Genomic DNA, 17,520 nt, shown 5'->3' with positions numbered 1-17,520 from the left:
AATACACGGCAGAAGTGCGTTTTTTACGCTTTACGTTGCGCCCGACGGTTGAGCCGCGTCCGTAACCTAGGCTTGGTAGCACTAGTTACCCTAACGGACAGCAGGCAGGGAAGGCAGCTACTCCACGAGGGTTTATTACGTCAGTTTTTTCGGCGCCATCCAACCCTTTACCTTCCGGTTGTATCTATCTTGGCAGTATCTGTTTCCGCTATCCAATGCCCCGCTACTTTCTTCTCTTTGCTTTTTTGCTGATTACCATTGCAGCTTCGGCGGGCGTGGTGCGGGGCCGCGTAACTGATGCGCAAGGAGGCGCCGCTCTGGCCTTTGCCAACGTAGCCGTGCGCTCCACCACTACCAGCACCGCCACCAACGAACAAGGTAGCTACCAGCTGCGCCTGCCAGCCGGCCAATACGAGCTGGTTTTCCAATACGTCGGCTACAAGCCGCGCATCGAGCAAGTACGCGTAGCGGGCGGCGACACGGCCACCGTTCTGGACGTGACCTTAACCTCTGAAACCTATAAGCTGCGCGAAGTGGTGGTGCGCTCCACCGACCGGGACCCCGCCTACGCCATTATTCAGCAGGCGCAGCAGTGGCGACGCTACCACCGGCGGGAGGTGGCCGCGTTTCGGGCCCGCGCCTACATCAAAGCTTTAGGTCGTTTTCTCGAAGTACCCGGCAAAATCCTTGGCCTCGTGAAAGTGGGGCCCGACTTCAAACCCGGCATATTTTACCTCTCGGAGTCGGTGTCGGATATGAGTTTCCGGCAGCCCAACGTGATACAGGAGCGCATGATTTCCTCGCGCGTCAGCGGCGACACCAAAGGCATCAGCTTCAACCGGGCCGGCCGCGGCGCCGGCCTCAACTTCTACGACAACGTGCTGAAAAGCGGCTTTTCGGAGCGGGGCTTCGTTTCGCCGATTGCCGATGGAGCTATGCTTTTCTATAAGTACGAGCTGGAAGGCACCTCGCAGCAAGGTGGCGTGACGGTGCACAAAATCAGAGTGCTACCGCGCCGCCGCACCGACCCGGTGTTTTCCAGCGGCTACATCTACATCGTCGATGGTACCTGGCGCATCCACTCGGTGTCGCTCAACCTCGACAAAAACGCGCAACTCGACTATGTGGAGAGCTTCCACATCGAGCAGTTGTTTGCGCCCGCGCCAGGCCCTTCCGATGTGTGGGTGATACAGTCGCAGAAGATTACAGTGGGCTTTACTGCCTTTGGGTTTAAAGGCAATGGCTACCTCACTGCGGTGCTGTCCAACTACAAAGTGACGCCCACGTACCCCAACCGCCCCGCCCCTACTACGGTGGCGCCACCGGTGGCCGCTAATGAGCCCGCCGAGGCCCCCGTCACCCGCGAAACGGCCGCCGATATTCGCAAGCAGAAGCCCAAGCTGGCAGGTCTCAACCGAGAAGTGCGCCGCCAAACCAAGAAGGCCGAACGCGACACCGCCGGCCTGAGCATTGGCAAGCTGAAGCGGGGCGAAGTGATGCTGGTAGAAAAAGGCGTGAACGAGCGAGACTCCAGCTACTGGGACAGTATCCGGCCGATTCCGCTCACCGAGGAAGAGCAGAAAGACTACCAAGTAAAGGATAGCACCGAAGTGGTCCGCAACTCGCGCCCCTACCAGGACTCGCTGGACCGGGTGCGCAATAAGCTCCAGCCGACCTCGCTGCTACTCGGCGGTTACAGCTACTCCAATACCTTTCGCAAGCGGCAGTGGTACATGGCGCCGGTGTTCAATATCCTGAACTACAACACCGTAGAGGGCACGGTTATCAATCCCGAATTCACCTACACGCAGCGCACCGACGACCGGCGCTTCTACTCTATCACGCCCGCTGTGCGCTACGGCTTCAGCAATGAACTCGTCAGCCCAAGCTTGTCGGCTACCTGGCAATACGCGCCCGCTAAGCTAGCCAGGGTGAGCTTCCGGGTCGGCCGCTTCATCGAAAATTTCGACCCGCACACGCAGCTTACGCCCTTTATCAATAGCTACTATACGCTGTTCGAGAACCGCAACTACGCCAAACTTTACCGCCGCGACGGGGCGCAGCTTAGCTACCAGACCGAAGCCACCAATGGCCTCACTCTACAGGGAACCCTGAGCTACTACGACCGGCGCGAGCTATTCAACAACACCATCGATTTATTGGTAGACAAGCCGGGCCGAGCCTTCACGCCTAACGAGCCCGTAAACGACGAGTCACCTACCGGCACCAGCTTTGGCCGCAACCAGTCGGCAGCCTTCGAGTTGGTGGCTTCTTTTCGTCCCGGCCAGCGCTACATCAGCCGCCCTGATGGCAAGTACAATCTCGGCTCGAAGTACCCTACGTTTGTTGGTATCTGGCGGCAAGGCATCGGGGGTGTGTTGGGCTCGGATACGCGCTACACCCTGCTCGAATTAGGTATCCGGCAGACTATTGAAATGGGCCTGCTGGGCACTAGCTCCTACAAGGTGGCGGGCGGTGGCTTCGTGGGCGACCCGCAGTTGTCGTTTATGGATTACCGCCATTTCAGCGGCAACCGCACCTATTTAGCGGCCGACTTCAGCCAGTTCCAACTCCTCGACTATTACCGCTACAGCACGCGCAACAACTTCTTGGAAGCGCACTACAACCACCATTTCAACGGCTTCTTCCTCAACAAAGTCCCGCTGTTGCGCAAGCTGAAGTGGCAGGAAGTGGCTTCACTTAATTACCTCACGACAAAGGAGGTTGGGCATTATGTGGAAATCGGGGTCGGCTTAGAGCACATCTTCAAAGTCGTCCGCCTCGACTTCTACACCGGGCTACAATCCGGTCGCCGCGTGGGTACGGGCCTACGGGTAGGCATTGGGTTCTGAGAATCTACCCAATAAGAACGTCATGCTGAGCTTGTCGAAGCATCTCGCCCGCTTCGTCTATTTAGCATTCCAACGGAGCGAGATGCTTCGACAAGCTCAGCATGACGTTCTATAGTTTTCAGCTTGCACTGCATAATAGCTCACGTTACGCTTCAGAATGGCAGCGTTTATTTCACTTCCTCGAAATCTACGTAGTCGCCGCCTTCAAAGTGCTTGGCAGCTTTGGCTTGTTGCTTCGGGGGCACATAATCTACGCGGACTTGGCCGGCACTAGTAGAGTGGTTGCGCGGAGGCTCGGCAGGCGCCTCGAAGGGGTTGGCGCCAAACTGTTGGCTGTAGCGACGGGTTTGCTTTTTCACGAATCCTACCACCAGCCAACGCATTAGCACCGGTAAGACAAAGCGGAGAACCAGAGAAATAACGAAGAAAATCAGCAGGAACTTAACCATCAGCAAGCCGCTCCAGCGGCCGTATTACGGGGTTGAAAGTAAAAATCAGCCGTGACGGCGCTTTGCAGCTGCGCCTCCATGCAGGGTACAAGTTCAGAACGCTCAGAAAGTATAAATGGTTTGTAGCCGAGTTCGGCCAGCAAGTTTACCACTGCTCGGCGGTTTTCCAGCCCGTTCAACTCAGTTTGAATGAGGGGCTGAAAACGGCGCAACGTGGCCTGCATATGCCGAAACACCTCGAACTCGAATCCTTCCACGTCGCACTTCACAAAGTCGAGGCGCGGCAGGTTGGATAGCAGGTCGTCGGGGACGCGCATGGGCACCTCGTAGGTGCGGGCGTAGTGCTCATTGGGGTTACTGGCCGCTACTTTGGTCATGCCGTGGTGCAGCAGGCCGTCACGCTCGGGCGTGCCCATCTGCACGGTAGTGTTCTGGCCACCGAGGGCGTAAGGCAGCAGCGTAAGGTTGCGGATGCCGCTGCGCTTGACGTTGTCTTGCCAAATGGCCTGAAACATAGGAATCGGCTCTACGGCCAGCACCTGCCCTTCCGGCCCCGCCAGGCGCGACAACGCTACCGAGTAATAGCCTAGGTTGGCCCCAATATCAAGACATACATAGCCTGGCTTGATAATTTTTTCCAAGAAAAACAGCTCCGGGTACTGCCGCTTGCCCCATCCGGCGCCTACCAGCCGCAAGTACACGTCGCTCACGAAACGGATGTACCGCTCGAAGCCAAGCGTCTGGACCAGGATTTTGCGAAGTTGTTTCACCATGATGGCCGCAAAGATGCCGGAAAGCCTGGAAATTCAGGCTGCCAGCCGCCACCTGATTACCAACGGCACTGCTTCGCGGCCACGCAACGCGAGCAACTGAGCTTTCTTGTTACAGAACATTCGCCTATAGCTACCGCTTCCGCGCTTTGCTCAGCAGCCGCGAAGTACTAGCCGCCACTAAGCCACCCACTGTATACCAGGCCACCGTCATTAGCTTAGTTTCCGAAGTTCGATTACTCGGGGCCTCGCCTAAGCCAAGCGGCCCCGGCAGTACTACGCCACCTACTCCGGCTGCTAGTCCTAGGACCGCACCACGCCGCCACGCCTTTTTACCCCGCCCTACCAAGCTGTAGTATAACCCGTTGGAAATGATGTCGCCGGCCATCGTTAAGTTGAAGAGCGTGTCGCCGTCAGGCTGTGGGGCATCGGCTTTGCCTAGAAGTTTGCGCAAGGCTCGCATCCCAAGTACGTCCATGCGGGGTGCATCGTGGGGGCGTAAGTGACGAACGGTTTCGTGAAGCAGCGTCAAGACAACGGCGCCTGCCAAGCCACTAACCAGAGCTTGGGGCACAACGGATGATTTAGAGCGTTTCATAAGGTATCAAGTGAAGTTTCCTTACTATTCGTGGAAGCCCGCCTTATAGTTATGCCACGCTACTGAAACACTAGGTTACACTAAATGAAACAGCCGCGGTATGGAAACTTGGAAATCACCATTAGAGCAATACAAAATCTTAACCTTAAATTTCTATACTCATCGTTTTCCGCAAACGTTTGGTATTTTAGCGCAGCTCTCAGCTGCTGTTTAGGTTCTTATTTCCGACATGGTTGCGGAAGCTGACTAACTCCTTAGTCTCGTTACTGCTCCCACTACTTTGGTTGTTGTCCACTATCAATGATTTACCCTAGCCAAATTTATCCTTTCAAATCTGGCTAAAACCTTTTAGCTTAACCTGGCCTAATTTCTCCACATAAGGCAGGCCCGATCAAGTACATGATGCCAAGAGAGAAAGTAGATCTATACTCCTCATTGTCAACTCGGCTGGTGATTACACTGGCCAACAAATGACTGAAATCAACCTGACACAGAATCCTTGACGCTAATCGTACCTTTCAAAGCCTGCAGACCTTAAAAGCCTTTTTCCACCCGCTGAACGTGGCTTTTCTTACTGACGGCACAAGCTTCTATTCCCACATCTTCTCAATTCATGGCAGCCCCTACCCCAACCCTTAGCAACCGGCCAGCCGCCGGCACCTCCTCGGCCACTTCGCAGCGCTACACGTCTGCGCTGAGTGCTGTCACTACCCTATTCTTTTTATGGGGCTTTATCACGTGTCTCAACGACATCCTGATTCCTTACCTGAAGGCTATTTTCCAGCTCTCGTTCGCTAAGGCCAACCTAATCAACTTATGCTTTTTCGGAGCCTATTTCCTGATGAGTATTCCGGCCGGAAAATTGGTTTCTAGGGTGGGCTACAAGCGGGGCATGCTCATTGGGTTTGCGGTAGCAGCTCTAGGAGCGTTTCTGTTTTATCCGGCGGCGGCTCAGCGGGTGTATGGGCTGTTTCTAGGGGCCCTGTTTGTGTTAGCGTCTGGCATTACCATTTTGCAGGTAGCAGCCAATCCGTACGTGGCTATTCTGGGGCCGCCCGAGTCGGCTTCGGCTCGCCTCACGCTCACCCAGGCCTTCAACTCCTTGGGTACCACTCTCGCACCCTTGCTCGGTAGCGCCCTCATCTTAAGCCGGCTACCAGCTCTCGACAATGCTACTACCGCCGCCAGCATCGACATCAGCGCCGTTCAGATTCCGTATCTGGTTATTGGGGGTGCTCTCTTGCTGATTAGCCTGATTCTGAGCCGAATTAATTTGCCAGTAATCGAGCACGCCGCTAACGAGGCGGAAGCTACCGAGGAACAGCACAGTAGTGCTTGGCAGTACCGGCACCTGATGTTGGGCGTGGTAGGAATTTTCGCTTATGTAGGCGCTGAAGTAGCCATTGGTTCGCACATTGTGAGCTACGTAGCGCTGCCCGACGTGCTCGGACTCGACCCCAAAGCAGCTGGTGACATGGTAACCTATTACTGGGGCGCTGCCATGGTAGGCCGGTTTGCGGGAGCGTATTTGCTCAATAAATTTTCTCCAACCAAACTACTGGCATTTAATGCAATCGGTGCAGTCATTTTGGTGCTGATTTCTATTAATAGCACCGGGGCAGTAGCTATGTGGAGCTTGCTGGCGGTGGGCTTAATGAACTCGCTGATGTATCCCACCATCTTCACGCTGGCCGTGGCTGGTTTGGGTCGCCATACCGAAGAAGCATCGGGTTTGCTGTGTACTGCCATTGTCGGTGGCGCGCTGGTACCTATGCTGTTCGGCTTTATCGCCGACAACAGTGGGTTGCGCATTGCTTTGCTCCTCCCCATTGTGTGCTATCTGTACGTAATGTGGTATGGCTTGCGCGGTAGCCGCCGCTCGGCCACTGTTTAGGGCAGGTGCCTTGCTTGAACTAGGAGCTTAATTTTCCCTCCGTCCACCACTGGGGAAAGCCAGTGCATCTGGTATTACAACGGCACTTGGCCCGATGACAGCTACGATAGCTGCCATCGGGCCAAGTTGTTTTATAGAAGGCTGGAAGTAGCTACGCTCGCTTATTCGCATTAACTCAACGCATCCATTTAGCGTTGCTTATTAGTATCTTATGGGTAGCTAGTAAGGCGTAGCCTTTCCACTTCTGCAATCCAGGTTATGGCCGCTAACCCAACGTTTCGCTTGCTAACCGTTGTACTGGCTAGCTTAGGGTTTGAAAGCTTGGCAATTGCCCAACGGATGGTTCCCGGCTACGTCGTCCTAACTTCCGGGGAAAGCCTGCAAGGAGCTATTCGCCTTAGCTCGCCTATAGAGCAGCAGTTGGAAGTGAGGTTCATACCCTTAGCAGCTAATCAGGTACTGAAGCTTCCCGTAACCAAAGTACGCGCCTACGGCTATGTAATCGGAGAAGACACGGTCCGCTACGTTGCCTGTCCGGTACAGCTAGGCTATCCGGTTGTGTTCCGCAGCAGAGTTGCAGGTCAAAGCAGCGCCTTCACCGAAACAACTGCAAATGACACTGTTTGGCTGCTGCTGAAACAAGTTATGGCTGGCCCAGTGCAGCTATATGAGCGCTACGACAGCCGGAGTGGTTCTTTTTCTTTGCGCCAATACGTCCTGCGCAAAGGCCGCGGCCTGCCCGTCAACACCTATTGGTGGAATTTCCCGAAAGATGCCGCTACGTTTTTCAAGGAGTATCCTGCCTTAACGGCTCAGCTCCGCACCAAACAGTACCACGCCCGCGACTTGAAAACAGTGGTTTGGCTGTATAACACCTGGCAACTGGCGTCGGCAAAGCAGGCAACACACGATGAATAGGGCGCTGAAAAATTTGCTGTAAGACGTAGTCGTTTTTCAAATCCTGTCTATCTTTGCTTCCCCTAACGGAAATGCCTGCCGGGAAATGCCTCTTTAGCTCAGTTGGTAGAGCAGCTCATTCGTAATGAGCAGGTCGTTGGTTCGAGTCCAATAAGAGGCTCACACATACAAACCCCCGGAAGTCCTTGCATCTAGCAGATCTTCCGGGGTTTTATTTTTTACTTGAAATTCAGAAAGAGTGCGAGGCAGACCAGCGCCCGCCTCGCCCTTTCTCATGCATTACGAAGCCAGCACTTGAATAACGGCTTCCGAAAAACGCTCCATTTCTTCGAGCTGTGGGCTGCATTGCAGCAAGAACAAGTCTACGCCTGCTGCTTCGAAGGCCGCAATGCGTTCGGCTACCTGGTCGGGTGTGCCCGTGAGGCCGGAGCGCAGGCCGCGGTTCGATACCGAGTAATCCTGCAAGGAAACCTGGTTTTCGAGCTGTGTACCGGCCAGCCACTGCTGGTAGTTTTTGTAGCCAGCGGCCGAGCCTTGCACGTTGGTGATACGGTCTAGCTCCTTTTTCACTTCCTGCTCGGTGTTGCGCACGATGGAGTAAGCGGCCACGCCAAACTTCATACGCGGCAAGCCTAGCTTTTCGCGCCGCTCACTCAGGTCCTGAATGCGGCGGCCGATAGCCGCGGGTTCGTCGCCGTGCATTACGTATCCGTCGCACTGGGCGGCAATCATGTTTTTAGCCGCTTCCGACTCGCCACCGGCGTAGATGAACGGCCGCGGGCGCGACACCGGCTTGGGCTGCAAAATAGAGTCGGTTACCTTGTAGAACTTGCCGTCGAAGGTGAAGTGATCCTGCTTCCAGAGGTTGTCTACCACGTGCAGCCACTCGGCGGTACGGGCGTACCGGTCGTCGTGCTGCTCGAAATGCACGCCGTACTTCTTGGCCTCGTCCTGCCACCATGACGAAACTACGTTCAACGACAAACGGCCGCCGCTGATGTGGTCGATGTTGGCTGCTTGCTTGGCCAGCAAGGCCGGTGAGTGGAACGTAGGCCGCACGGCCACCATCAACTCAATCTTTTTGGTGACGGCAGCCAACGCGGCGGCCGTACTCCAAGCGTCCAGCGAAGGGGCTTCCTCGCCTTTGATGTCGTTGAGGTTTAGCTCGGCAATGAGGGAAAGGTCGTAGCCGAGGTCTTCACTGCGCTGGGCCAGCGTTTTCACGTAGTCCCAATCGGCGCGCATGTTTTCGTCTTCTACGTTGCGCAGCCACCCGCCAAAAACGGGCATCCAATATCCATATCTCATACGGCAGCGGCAGTTTCGGCGTGAACGGAAGTAGCTACAGAACCGGCGGGCAGCTGCGTTTCCAGGTAGTCAACGAAGCGGGCATACGGGTCGAAACCTACTACGTTTACGGCATCGGCCACGAAGTTGGACAGCGCATTGATGTCGTAGAACAGCACGTCGCCGGTGCGGTCATCGATGAGATACTCGATACCGCCCACGTCGATTTTTGCGGCGGCCACAATGCGCTCTACTGCTTCAATCACCTCGGCTGGGGGCGTGAAGGCTTCCACCTGAATGCCTTTCTTGGGCGCTTCCGTCAAGCAGAACTCGGCTGACTGCTCTTCCGGAATCTGGCAGATTTCGGCGGGGCACAGGTTGAAGCTTTCGCCGGTGGTGTACACCTTCATGGCGTACAGAAACTTGCCATTCAGCGTTTCCACCCGATGAATGTTGCCACCGCGGGGCGTTACGTATTCCTGTACTAGCGCCGTCTGGTCGATGCCTAAGTCAATCTGCCCGGCCTTCACGGCGGCCTCTACTCCTTCAATTGTATCGAAGCGAATGATACCGGCTCCGCTGCCGCCAATGTTGACCTTCACCACAATCGGGAATTGCAGTTGCTGTGCTGCATCGGCGATGCGCGACGCGTGGTTCACCACAAACGACTTAGGGTATTTCAGGCCTAGAGAAGCAAACAGAGAGAGCTGACGAGCCTTGTTGGTTTCGATGCTAGTAGCCACCGAGCCATTGATAATGCGGGTACCGATCCGCTCCAGGTGCGTGGCAAAGCCCGCGGTGTGGAAAATACCTTGGCCATGGCCGCGCAAGTAAGCCGAAGAGCTCATGCGGTTTACCACCAGCGCGTAGCGGCTTTCGGTTTCGGAAGGGTCGAAAAGGTGATGAGCGGCGTCAATCTTTTCGTAGGGCAGACCACGGCGGTCCAGCTCGGCAAACAGCGGCTTGAACCATTCGGGGTGCTCGTAGTAGATGCCGATTGGCTTGGTTGAGGCAGACATGAGAAAGAGAGGGTTATGAGAGATTGGAAAATCGAGGGAATGGCGCGAGGCTGTAAAGCCAAAGCCGCGCAAACAACAGAACTAAGTGAAAGAGGGTTGCACCTGGCAGGACAAGTACCTTCGCTTTGTACGGAATCAAGTGCAGAAACAAGGTCTACAGTACTGCCAGAGCCAACGGAAAGCCCATTGCCAGTATTCGGCGAACAGACAAGCAGCATCTAAACTCTTCGGACCGTGGCCGCATCGCAGCCATGGCGCAAATCAGAGGTGAGAGGCTAGCGAAAGGCAGAGTAGTGCTCCTTTGCTATCAAGGCAACATACTGGCTATCGACGTGCGAGTGATTCAACAACAGATGCCGCAACAACATCCATGCTGTACAGCAGAGAAGGTAGCAGAAATGGCGGCGGTGTTGATGAAGCGTTTCACAGCAACTTGTTTTTATATGGTCAGGACTTGGCACCGTTCCAGATGTTCTGGGGGTTGCCGGCGCTTCACGGAGCCTGTCTCTCCACGCCTCTGTATAAAAACAATCCTTTATTTGAAAGAATTGATGGTGCAAAGGTACAGCCGCACTTGTGGAAAATGCAAACTAGGCTATAGTCTAAAGTACACGGCACTCTCGAACCCTACAGCAAAACAGGCAGCCATGCGCGTAAGCACTTGTATAACTACCCGTTACTCATGTTGTTAATAGCAGCAGAGAGAGGGCCAACCGTAGTGTAACTTGCCTCTACCCTATTTCCCATAGCTCGCGCCAGGAAGTAGTGCGTTCGAGGCTGCACAGCCGCTTTTGCCCCAACCACGGCGCGGGCTCTCCTTTCGGGACGCTCGCCACAGCTGTGGCTACTTGCACACAGTTGGGACCGAAACGGCTGTTGAGCTGGTCGAGCTTGCGCATAAGAGCGGCCGATTGCGGACGCTGGACCTCCGGCAACTGCTCGAATAAACTGAGTTGCGGCTGGCCGTGCCCTTCCAACCCATCGAGAATCACGCCGGCTTTTTTGTAAACCACCCCCGGTTGCCAGAGCTTGACCAGCAACGCACGGGCAGCGCGCACCAGATCAGGGGTACTATTAGTATCTACAGGAAGCGTAATTTGGGCAGAATGGGTGTGCGGGGGTGGCGTCGGACCAAAGCGGTTTTGGCTGATGAATACCGTTATAATATACGCTGTTGAACCTTGGGCGCGCAGCTTCTGGGCCGCCCGCGACGTGAAAGCGGCCACTGCCCCAAGCAGATCGTCGAACTTGGATAGGGGGCGGCCGAAACTGCGAGTGCAGGCAATACTTTTTCGCGCCTGCGCACCGTCGGCGGTGGGGTGCAGTTGGTGGCAGGGCTTGCCTTGCAGTTCCTGTACCACACGCGCCCCTACCACTCCACCCATGTACTTGCGGGCCCAGGCCTCTGAGCAGCCCGCCAAATCGGCGGCGGTATCCAGACCCATAGCGCGCAGCTTCTGGCCGTACTGCCGGCCAACGCCCCATACTTCTTCCACTGGTACCTGCCGCAGGGCCCACCATTGCCGCTCCACCGAATCAAGAACTACCACACCGTTGAATGTAGCTGTCTTCTTGGCTAGGTAGTTGGCGAGCTTGGCTAACGTTTTGGTGGGCGCAATGCCTACGCACGTAGGTATGTGCGTGCGGCGCTTAACCTGTTTGCGCACTTCTTGGGCAAAGCTCTCAGGCTGGATCAGATAACGCTCCATGCCATGCAATCCCAGAAATGCTTCGTCAATCGAATATATCTCCACCTCGGGCACCACCGACGCCAAGTAATTCATCACCCGGTAGCTCATGTCGCCGTACAGGGCATAGTTGGAGGAGAGTACCTGCACTTTGTGCTCCTCAATAAGCGGGCGAACTTGAAATAAGGGTGCGCCCATCCGTATTCCCAATGCCTTGGCTTCGGCGGAGCGTGAGACCACGCAGCCATCGTTGTTCGACAGTACGACCACGGGCGCGCTGGCCAAACGAGGTTGGAAAACCCGCTCGCAACTCACATAAAAATTATTACAGTCGACGAGAGCGAACATGGTCGTGGAGCTTGCCATTGATGAGCTCGGTAACGACGTGCGTAACCACCCCCCAGATTTGTACCTGATCCGGCACGGCAATTTTCAAAGACTCGTACTGAGGATTGTCGGGCACAAGCCAGTAGAAACCATCTCGTTTTTCTAGGCGCTTTACCGTGAATTCGCCGTCGACGGCAGCTACTACTACGTTGCCTGGTTGCGGCTTTAATGCGCAATCGACGGCCATTAGGGGCCCATCGTGAATGTGAGATGGTGGCCCGTCCATGCTGTTGCCTTTGACGCGCGCCAGGTAGGTGCAGTCGGGGTGCGGCAGCAGAATCGTGTTCAGGTCGATTCGCTGGCCGCTCGGGTTGTTGTCGGCCGGGCTTGGAAAGCCGGCGGGCACGGGCGTATCGCACTCAATGAGCCAAACTGGGTGACGAGCAATGTCAAGAATGTCAACGATGCACATATTACAAGGATTGATGCTTGCAAATAACGAACTTTTACTAATTATACTGGTAATATGTCAATAAAATTAGTTAATACAATATAATCAGGCTCTTTATGATGTCTTGCTATGCCGCCCTAGATCTTGCAAGGCCACAAAAAAGCCCCACCAATCTAGGATTGATGGGGCTTTTCTAGTGTATCAGTGCCTGTTGCCTCACAGCAACTGCACGGTAGGTGCTGGCTTAGAAGCCGTTCTCGGTGCCGCTGCTATACGTGCCATATTCAGCGCCATGACCGGTGTCGTGCAGGCCGTTGGTAGCACCGCGGTATACCGAGTCGCTGCTGGAATTCCACTTGGTACCCTTACTCTTGCTGTTCTTTGGGTTGTAGGGCGCGTAGATGCTAGACGAAGCCTTGCTTTTCTTGCCGCGCAATGCCAGCCAGCCTATGCCACCTGCGAGCAGGGCGCCCGCTGCTACTTTTTGCGTAGTCGAGAGGCCATTGAGTTGGGCTACTGCTTTATTGCTTAGGTCCAACAACGACTGGGGCAGCTGGTTTACGTTCTTCAGCAACTCTTCTTGGTTGAGCCACGATTTGCGTGGTGCACTCTCAGGCTGGCTGCTTTCTGCCGTCGAAGCTGATGCTTCGGGCTGACTGGTGGTGGTTTCGAACGAATCGTCGTTGGCTGTTCCTAACGAAGCAGCAGTATCGGTGAGGTTATCGTTGGCAGAAAGGGAAGTAGCGTCGAGATTTGCTTGATTTTGCTTAGCCATGATTCAAAGGGAAAAGGTAAAACAAAGTAAAATGCCCGCTGGTCAGCGGTTTGGGTGCGTCATTATTCGTTGAAAGAGCTGTTCGGGTTACGGTTTTGTTAATATGATTTTCCGGCTGGACGCTTCCTACAACCTTGCTATGGTTGAGGCAGTAAGCTTAACAACACAGTAAGCACTTAACCCCTGCCAGCCATGTCACACGACCCTAATCTTTCTGTTGCACTTATCACAGGTGCCGCCAACGGTATCGGCCAAGAACTGGCCCACCTGTTTGCCAAAGACCACTACCAGCTGGTGCTGGTTGACCAAGACACAGGCGGCCTTAACCAGTTTGCCGAGCACCTGCGCACCGTACACAATATCGAACCCACGCTTATCACCCAGGACCTCAGCCACGACGGAGCTGCCCAGCGCATCTACGACCAAGTAACGGCTCAAGGCCTAGCCGTAGACATCCTGGTAAATGATGCTGGGTTCGGGGAATTCGGCCCGTATCTGGAATCGGACGTGGCTCGTAACCGCGCCGTTATTCATACCAATATTGTTGCTCTGACCGAGCTGACGTACCTGTTTGGGAACAACATGGTGAAGCGCGGCAAAGGCCGTATTCTACAGCTGGCTTCCACTGCGGCCTTCACTCCCTCGCCCAACATGGCGGTGTATTCGGCCACCAAGTCATTTGTGTTGAGCTTCTCGGAAGCGTTATCGAACGAGCTAAAGGACACCGGCGTGACCGTAACTGCCCTGTGCCCCGGCGCCACCGACACCGACTTTTTCGAGCGGGCCGGTGCCGAAGATACTCGTGCTGCTCATGGAGTCATGGGCCTTGCCGACCCGAAAGACGTGGCCAAGGATGGCTACGAAGCCCTTATGAAAGGAGAAACCCGGGTTATTTCCGGCGTTACGAACAAGATTCAGGCTATGCTGACCAACATCACGCCAGATGGTATAATAGCGGCTGGTATGCGCAAGGTATTTGAGGAACCTAGCGAATAAAGGTTAAAACTTATTGTTGAGGTTGCCGCTTTTCCGTTTGCCGCGGGGAAGCGGCAATTTTTTTGGCTATCAGACAGACTATGCAGCGTTTCAAAAACAAAATTTGCCTCGTTACGGGAGCCACATCGGGTATCGGGCGGGCCGTGGCCGTACAGATGGGCCGGGAAGGCGGCTGCGTAGCCATACTAGGCCGGGATGCTGCTGATGGCCGCGAGGTGGTGCGCGAAATAAAAGCAGCCGGTAGTGAGGCCATCTTCATCAACGTTGACCTTGGCCGGGATGCGCCGCTGCAAGCCGCCGTGCGGAAAGTACTAGACACCTGGGGCCGGATTGATGTGCTGGTTAGCAATGCAGCCCTCATGACCTATAAGCCACTGCTTAAGCTCGACCCGAAGGATTGGGACCAAGTGATGAACGTGAATCTGCGGGCCCTCTTTCGCCTCTCGCAGCTGTGCTTACCGCACATGAAGCGCGGCGCTATTGTAGCCGTTAGCTCGGTGCACGCTCATCAAACCACGCCCAACGTAGTGCCCTACGCCGCTAGCAAAGGTGCCATTGAGGCCTTCGTGCGCGGCTTGAGCTTGGAAATACCGCATACCCATGCCCGCATCAACGCCGTAGCGCCCGGTGCCGTTGATACGCCCATGCTCTGGAGCAACCCGAATGTAAAAAGCGGCAAAGAGAAAATTACTGGTCAAGTAGGCACTCCCAACGAGCTAGCGGCGGCCATTTGCTTTATGGCCTCACCCGAAGCCAACTTCATCAATGGCACCACCTTGGTGGTGGACGGCGGCCGGCTAGCGGCGCTTTAGATTTAGGGAAGTGGCGAGGTTGGTGTTTAAGCTGCACGAGCAGCATTGGAAAGCCAAATTTCCGCCCATATAGCGTTACTTACTCACCGTGCGCCTTGATGCATTTTGGCGGGGTCGGGCAGGGGCTGGCCGCGGGTGTAAAGCGCGGCATTAAGTACAGCGGCTTCGCGGGCGGCTACTTCGAAGGGGATGTTGTAATAGCCGTGGCGCAGCCAGTCGAGCAGGTAGCGCCGCAGGAAGCCAAATTTGCCGTGCTCCTGGAACTGCCGAATGTGTTCCATCTCGTGCGCTACCCAGTACGGATCGTTAAGAAACTCCTCGCGCGTTGCTCCGCTTAAGTGGATTTTACTGCCGAGCACCATAGCTACACTCCGAGTACCAAGCTTGACTCGTGCAAGCCGAGCAATAGGGGAATTTTCGACGATTACCGGGGACTTCATAAGGCAGCTAAAAACAAGGCCGATTATACGTTGAAAACCAAGGAGTTGGTTACACCTGGTTGCAAGCCATTTCCAATAATAAGTTGGTTTTAAACAAGAATATTATGCCATTTTAGGTCCCAAACTTGGATAGTCATCCCTTTTTGGTTTAGCTTTAACCATAAGCCGAAACAGTGACCTACCGTTTTTTGGCTTTGTTTCTGGTTTTGTTACCACCTTTTTTTCACCCTGCTTCTATCGAATAAGAAGTACTTCCCGGTCCCTTCGGCCTACCCCGAACACCTATTTTGCCACCCCACGACGGACAATGAAGCACATCCCCCTGTATTGCCTCGCCGCGGCCTCTATGGCCCTCTCCTTCTTCTTCGAAAACACACCCACCACCTCCGGCTCTTCCGCTTCAAACCTTGTAGTTGCCGAAGCCTCGTTGCTCCCCTCCTTCCTCGGTGATGAGGAAGACAAAAAGCCTGGCGACACCGCCGCCAGCGACTCTGCCGCCTACGACTATTACGGTCAGGCACTTGGTGTCCACCTCGAGCGCACCGAAAACAAGGACCTGCTCCGCACCGTCCTCGACTGGATTGGCACTCCTTACCGCTACGGCAGCAATTCCAAAAAAGGTACTGACTGCTCGGGCTTCGTAACCCGCGTTTATAAAGAAGTGTATGGCATCACGCTCCAGCGTAGCTCGCACTCCATGTTCAGCAGCGTGAAGCGCGTCGATAAGGACGCTATGGAAACCGGCGACTTAGTGTTCTTCCGTCGGGGTCCGGGCCAGCCTATCTACCATGTAGGTATCTATCTGAAAGACGGCAAGTTTGCGCATTCTGCCTGCAACGGTGGCGTCATGGTAAGTTCCCTCGATCAGCAGTACTACCACCGCAACTTCTACGCGGCGGGCCGCGTTGAAGCCAACTAATCGGCCACCGAACGCTCCCTCTTTGCAAGCCCTGTTCGTATACGAGCGGGGCTTTTTCGTTTGCTTCTGGCGGCAAAAGCTCCTAATAACTATTTTGCTCTGAAACAGTATAGGCAGGCAACAATGGTTGGGGTTGGAGTTAGTTTTACCGCCTCACCTTTTCACTCTTAGTTTTCTTGCACCATGGCTAAGCAAAATCCCCAGGGCGACCAGATAGCCTCGTCGCCTCTCTTCAAGAAGTTTTTGGGCACCGCAGAAGAATACCTCAAACGTCCTACCCGCGTCAAGCAACTGCTAAACGACGCGTATAAGAAGGCCAGCGAGAAGAAGGATATCGGCTCTATTGCCCAAGAAGCTTGGGAAACGATGCAAACCCTTTTCCGCCTGATTCGCGCATCCATTGCGGGAGAGTACACGGGCTTGCCTACCACTACCGTAATAGCAGCCGTAGCCGTTACCATCTACTTCATGAGCCCTATCGACCTGATTCCGGATTTTATTCCGGTACTCGGCTTGCTCGATGACGTGGCGTTGGTTGCCTGGTTCGGCACTACTATCAAGGAAGAGATGGACAAGTTTGTGGAGTGGGAGAAAACCCGCCCTAGCGTAGTTGAAGTAACGGGAGATACCGCTTCGCACGACAACTACACTGCGGCTACCACCGCAACGTCCACCTCCCAGCCAACAACTTCCAACACCGACTCTGGTCTAGGATCGCCGGAAAGCAGCAAGCCAGCGTCCAGTGAGCCCATCAGCACTGGCTCTGCTAGCACTGATGCAACACCGCATGCCGACCGATCTGCCAATACCACCGACAGCAGCCGCTTCGGCAGCGACACCGGCTTCACCGGCGGGGTTCCAGGCGGCAACGACCGTTAGGCCACACGCCATCGGCTACACAGATAGCGCTACGTAGCTTTTGATTAAAACTCGCGCATACGAAAAAGGCCCATATCGCAGGATATGGGCCTTTTTCGTATGCAAAACTTACCTTTCAGCTAAGCAGCACGGGCGTGCGAGACTACGTAGCTTACCAAGTCGCCAACAGTAGCCAAGGGCACTTCGTCGGGAATGGTGATGTGGAAGCTGCGCTCTAGCTCTATGATAATATCAACGACATCAACCGTGTCGAAGCCCAGCTCGCGGCTGAGGTTGCTACCGATACGCAGGCGCTGCGGCTTGATGGACTTGCGCTTGCTGATAATACGCAGCACTTGCTGCTGAATGGATTTTGAGGCGGGAGTCGTTGATGAAATCATGAGGTTAAACGACAAAGAACAAGGGGTATTATAGAAAAAGAGGGGCAGACATCCTGGGAGGAAGCG

16 protein-coding genes, 1 tRNA gene, 1 pseudogene and 1 riboswitch are annotated in these 17,520 nt (G+C 54.9%); of the genes and pseudogenes, 8 read left to right on the top strand and 10 right to left on the bottom strand.

Translation table 11 applies throughout. The features are described from left to right. The first annotated feature begins 215 nt into the window (after positions 1-215). Positions 216-2,852 carry a DUF5686 and carboxypeptidase regulatory-like domain-containing protein gene (locus tag P1X16_RS24340; protein WP_277234673.1) on the top strand — a complete coding sequence of 879 codons (2,637 nt, stop codon included), beginning with the start codon at positions 216-218 and terminating at the stop codon, positions 2,850-2,852. Between the two features lie 167 nt (positions 2,853-3,019). Here P1X16_RS24340 and P1X16_RS24335 read toward each other — a convergent pair whose 3' ends face one another. The 3 genes from P1X16_RS24335 to P1X16_RS24325 all read right to left on the bottom strand — a co-directional run bounded on the left by P1X16_RS24335 (position 3,020) and on the right by P1X16_RS24325 (position 4,669). Further along, entirely contained in the window at positions 3,020-3,301 is a 282-nt protein-coding gene (locus P1X16_RS24335) for a DUF4834 family protein (RefSeq protein WP_277234671.1), read from the bottom strand. Then, positions 3,301-4,074 (bottom strand): FkbM family methyltransferase, encoded by a 774-nt coding sequence (locus P1X16_RS24330; RefSeq protein ID WP_277234670.1) that lies wholly within the window; start codon positions 4,072-4,074, stop codon positions 3,301-3,303. Before P1X16_RS24330 ends, P1X16_RS24335 begins: the two co-directional genes overlap by 1 nt. A gap of 130 nt (positions 4,075-4,204) precedes the next feature. Then, on the bottom strand, positions 4,205-4,669 hold the full coding sequence (locus P1X16_RS24325; RefSeq protein WP_277234668.1) for a hypothetical protein: 465 nt from the start codon (positions 4,667-4,669) through the stop codon (positions 4,205-4,207). Positions 4,670-5,282: 613 nt separating this feature from the next. On the opposite strand from P1X16_RS24325, the gene P1X16_RS24320 reads away from it, so the two are divergent. The 3 genes from P1X16_RS24320 to P1X16_RS24310 all read left to right on the top strand — a co-directional run bounded on the left by P1X16_RS24320 (position 5,283) and on the right by P1X16_RS24310 (position 7,641). After that, a complete protein-coding gene (locus P1X16_RS24320) occupies positions 5,283-6,563 on the top strand; it encodes a sugar MFS transporter (protein ID WP_277234666.1) in 1,281 nt (426 codons plus the stop codon). A gap of 258 nt (positions 6,564-6,821) precedes the next feature. Further along, entirely contained in the window at positions 6,822-7,481 is a 660-nt protein-coding gene (locus P1X16_RS24315; RefSeq protein WP_277234664.1) for a hypothetical protein, read from the top strand. A gap of 87 nt (positions 7,482-7,568) precedes the next feature. Further along, a tRNA-Thr gene (locus tag P1X16_RS24310) sits at positions 7,569-7,641 on the top strand. Positions 7,642-7,760: 119 nt separating this feature from the next. On the opposite strand, the gene P1X16_RS24305 is transcribed toward P1X16_RS24310, so the two are convergent. The 5 genes from P1X16_RS24305 to P1X16_RS24285 form a co-directional block, all read right to left on the bottom strand. Then, on the bottom strand, positions 7,761-8,789 hold the full coding sequence (locus P1X16_RS24305) for an LLM class flavin-dependent oxidoreductase (RefSeq protein ID WP_277234663.1): 1,029 nt from the start codon (positions 8,787-8,789) through the stop codon (positions 7,761-7,763). Beyond that, positions 8,786-9,787, bottom strand: coding sequence for a hypothetical protein (locus tag P1X16_RS24300; protein ID WP_277234661.1), 1,002 nt, complete (start codon positions 9,785-9,787; stop codon positions 8,786-8,788). Before P1X16_RS24300 ends, P1X16_RS24305 begins: the two co-directional genes overlap by 4 nt. Positions 9,788-10,223: 436 nt before the next feature. Next, positions 10,224-10,315, bottom strand: a riboswitch (SAM riboswitch). 203 nt (positions 10,316-10,518) lie between these two features. After that, complete coding sequence (locus tag P1X16_RS24295; protein WP_277234660.1) at positions 10,519-11,823, bottom strand: Y-family DNA polymerase; 1,305 nt, start codon at positions 11,821-11,823, stop codon at positions 10,519-10,521. Next, complete coding sequence (umuD, locus tag P1X16_RS24290) at positions 11,801-12,274, bottom strand: translesion error-prone DNA polymerase V autoproteolytic subunit (protein ID WP_277234658.1); 474 nt, start codon at positions 12,272-12,274, stop codon at positions 11,801-11,803. The genes P1X16_RS24295 and umuD overlap by 23 nt, the downstream gene beginning before the upstream one ends. 223 nt (positions 12,275-12,497) lie before the next feature. Beyond that, positions 12,498-13,028, bottom strand: coding sequence for a hypothetical protein (locus tag P1X16_RS24285; protein WP_277234657.1), 531 nt, complete (start codon positions 13,026-13,028; stop codon positions 12,498-12,500). A gap of 192 nt (positions 13,029-13,220) precedes the next feature. On the opposite strand from P1X16_RS24285, the gene P1X16_RS24280 reads away from it, so the two are divergent. After that, entirely contained in the window at positions 13,221-14,024 is an 804-nt protein-coding gene (locus tag P1X16_RS24280) for an SDR family oxidoreductase (protein ID WP_277234655.1), read from the top strand. 80 nt (positions 14,025-14,104) lie between these two features. Next, positions 14,105-14,836: an SDR family oxidoreductase gene (locus P1X16_RS24275; protein WP_277234652.1), complete on the top strand. Its 732-nt coding sequence runs from the start codon at positions 14,105-14,107 to the stop codon at positions 14,834-14,836. 83 nt (positions 14,837-14,919) lie between these two features. Here the strand turns inward: P1X16_RS24275 and P1X16_RS24270 are convergent, their stop codons facing one another. Continuing rightward, positions 14,920-15,276, bottom strand: coding sequence for a hypothetical protein (locus P1X16_RS24270; RefSeq protein ID WP_277234651.1), 357 nt, complete (start codon positions 15,274-15,276; stop codon positions 14,920-14,922). Between the two features lie 307 nt (positions 15,277-15,583). Between P1X16_RS24270 and P1X16_RS24265 the strand changes: the two genes are divergently transcribed. Beyond that, positions 15,584-16,195, top strand: a complete 612-nt coding sequence (locus tag P1X16_RS24265) for an NlpC/P60 family protein (RefSeq protein WP_277234650.1) — start codon at positions 15,584-15,586, stop codon at positions 16,193-16,195. A 183-nt stretch (positions 16,196-16,378) separates the two neighbouring features. Then, positions 16,379-16,732 (top strand): annotated as a pseudogene (locus tag P1X16_RS31340) (YkvA family protein); the annotation flags it as partial. A gap of 461 nt (positions 16,733-17,193) precedes the next feature. On the opposite strand, the gene P1X16_RS24255 reads toward P1X16_RS31340, so the two are convergent. After that, entirely contained in the window at positions 17,194-17,454 is a 261-nt protein-coding gene (locus tag P1X16_RS24255) for a phosphopantetheine-binding protein (RefSeq protein ID WP_277234648.1), read from the bottom strand. Positions 17,455-17,520 lie beyond the last annotated feature (66 nt).

Origin of the sequence: Hymenobacter sp. YC55, from assembly GCF_029433095.1 — a bacterium.
Lineage (GTDB): Bacteria > Bacteroidota > Bacteroidia > Cytophagales > Hymenobacteraceae > Hymenobacter.
The sequence above is the reverse complement of the archived record's forward strand: the minus strand, read 5'-3'. Positions and strand labels throughout refer to the sequence as shown.

Excerpts from the sequence above, each read along its gene's own strand:
- P1X16_RS24340 (WP_277234673.1), top strand. The coding sequence starts at position 216 with ATGCCCCGCTACTTTCTTCTCTTTGCTTTTTTGCTGATTACCATTGCA.
- P1X16_RS24335 (WP_277234671.1), bottom strand. The coding sequence starts at position 3,301 with ATGGTTAAGTTCCTGCTGATTTTCTTCGTTATTTCTCTGGTTCTCCGC.
- P1X16_RS24330 (WP_277234670.1), bottom strand. The coding sequence starts at position 4,074 with ATGGTGAAACAACTTCGCAAAATCCTGGTCCAGACGCTTGGCTTCGAG.
- P1X16_RS24325 (WP_277234668.1), bottom strand. The coding sequence starts at position 4,669 with ATGAAACGCTCTAAATCATCCGTTGTGCCCCAAGCTCTGGTTAGTGGC.
- P1X16_RS24320 (WP_277234666.1), top strand. The coding sequence starts at position 5,283 with ATGGCAGCCCCTACCCCAACCCTTAGCAACCGGCCAGCCGCCGGCACC.
- P1X16_RS24315 (WP_277234664.1), top strand. The coding sequence starts at position 6,822 with ATGGCCGCTAACCCAACGTTTCGCTTGCTAACCGTTGTACTGGCTAGC.
- P1X16_RS24305 (WP_277234663.1), bottom strand. The coding sequence starts at position 8,789 with ATGAGATATGGATATTGGATGCCCGTTTTTGGCGGGTGGCTGCGCAAC.
- P1X16_RS24300 (WP_277234661.1), bottom strand. The coding sequence starts at position 9,787 with ATGTCTGCCTCAACCAAGCCAATCGGCATCTACTACGAGCACCCCGAA.
- P1X16_RS24295 (WP_277234660.1), bottom strand. The coding sequence starts at position 11,823 with ATGTTCGCTCTCGTCGACTGTAATAATTTTTATGTGAGTTGCGAGCGG.
- umuD (WP_277234658.1), bottom strand. The coding sequence starts at position 12,274 with ATGTGCATCGTTGACATTCTTGACATTGCTCGTCACCCAGTTTGGCTC.
- P1X16_RS24285 (WP_277234657.1), bottom strand. The coding sequence starts at position 13,028 with ATGGCTAAGCAAAATCAAGCAAATCTCGACGCTACTTCCCTTTCTGCC.
- P1X16_RS24280 (WP_277234655.1), top strand. The coding sequence starts at position 13,221 with ATGTCACACGACCCTAATCTTTCTGTTGCACTTATCACAGGTGCCGCC.
- P1X16_RS24275 (WP_277234652.1), top strand. The coding sequence starts at position 14,105 with ATGCAGCGTTTCAAAAACAAAATTTGCCTCGTTACGGGAGCCACATCG.
- P1X16_RS24270 (WP_277234651.1), bottom strand. The coding sequence starts at position 15,276 with ATGAAGTCCCCGGTAATCGTCGAAAATTCCCCTATTGCTCGGCTTGCA.
- P1X16_RS24265 (WP_277234650.1), top strand. The coding sequence starts at position 15,584 with ATGAAGCACATCCCCCTGTATTGCCTCGCCGCGGCCTCTATGGCCCTC.
- P1X16_RS24255 (WP_277234648.1), bottom strand. The coding sequence starts at position 17,454 with ATGATTTCATCAACGACTCCCGCCTCAAAATCCATTCAGCAGCAAGTG.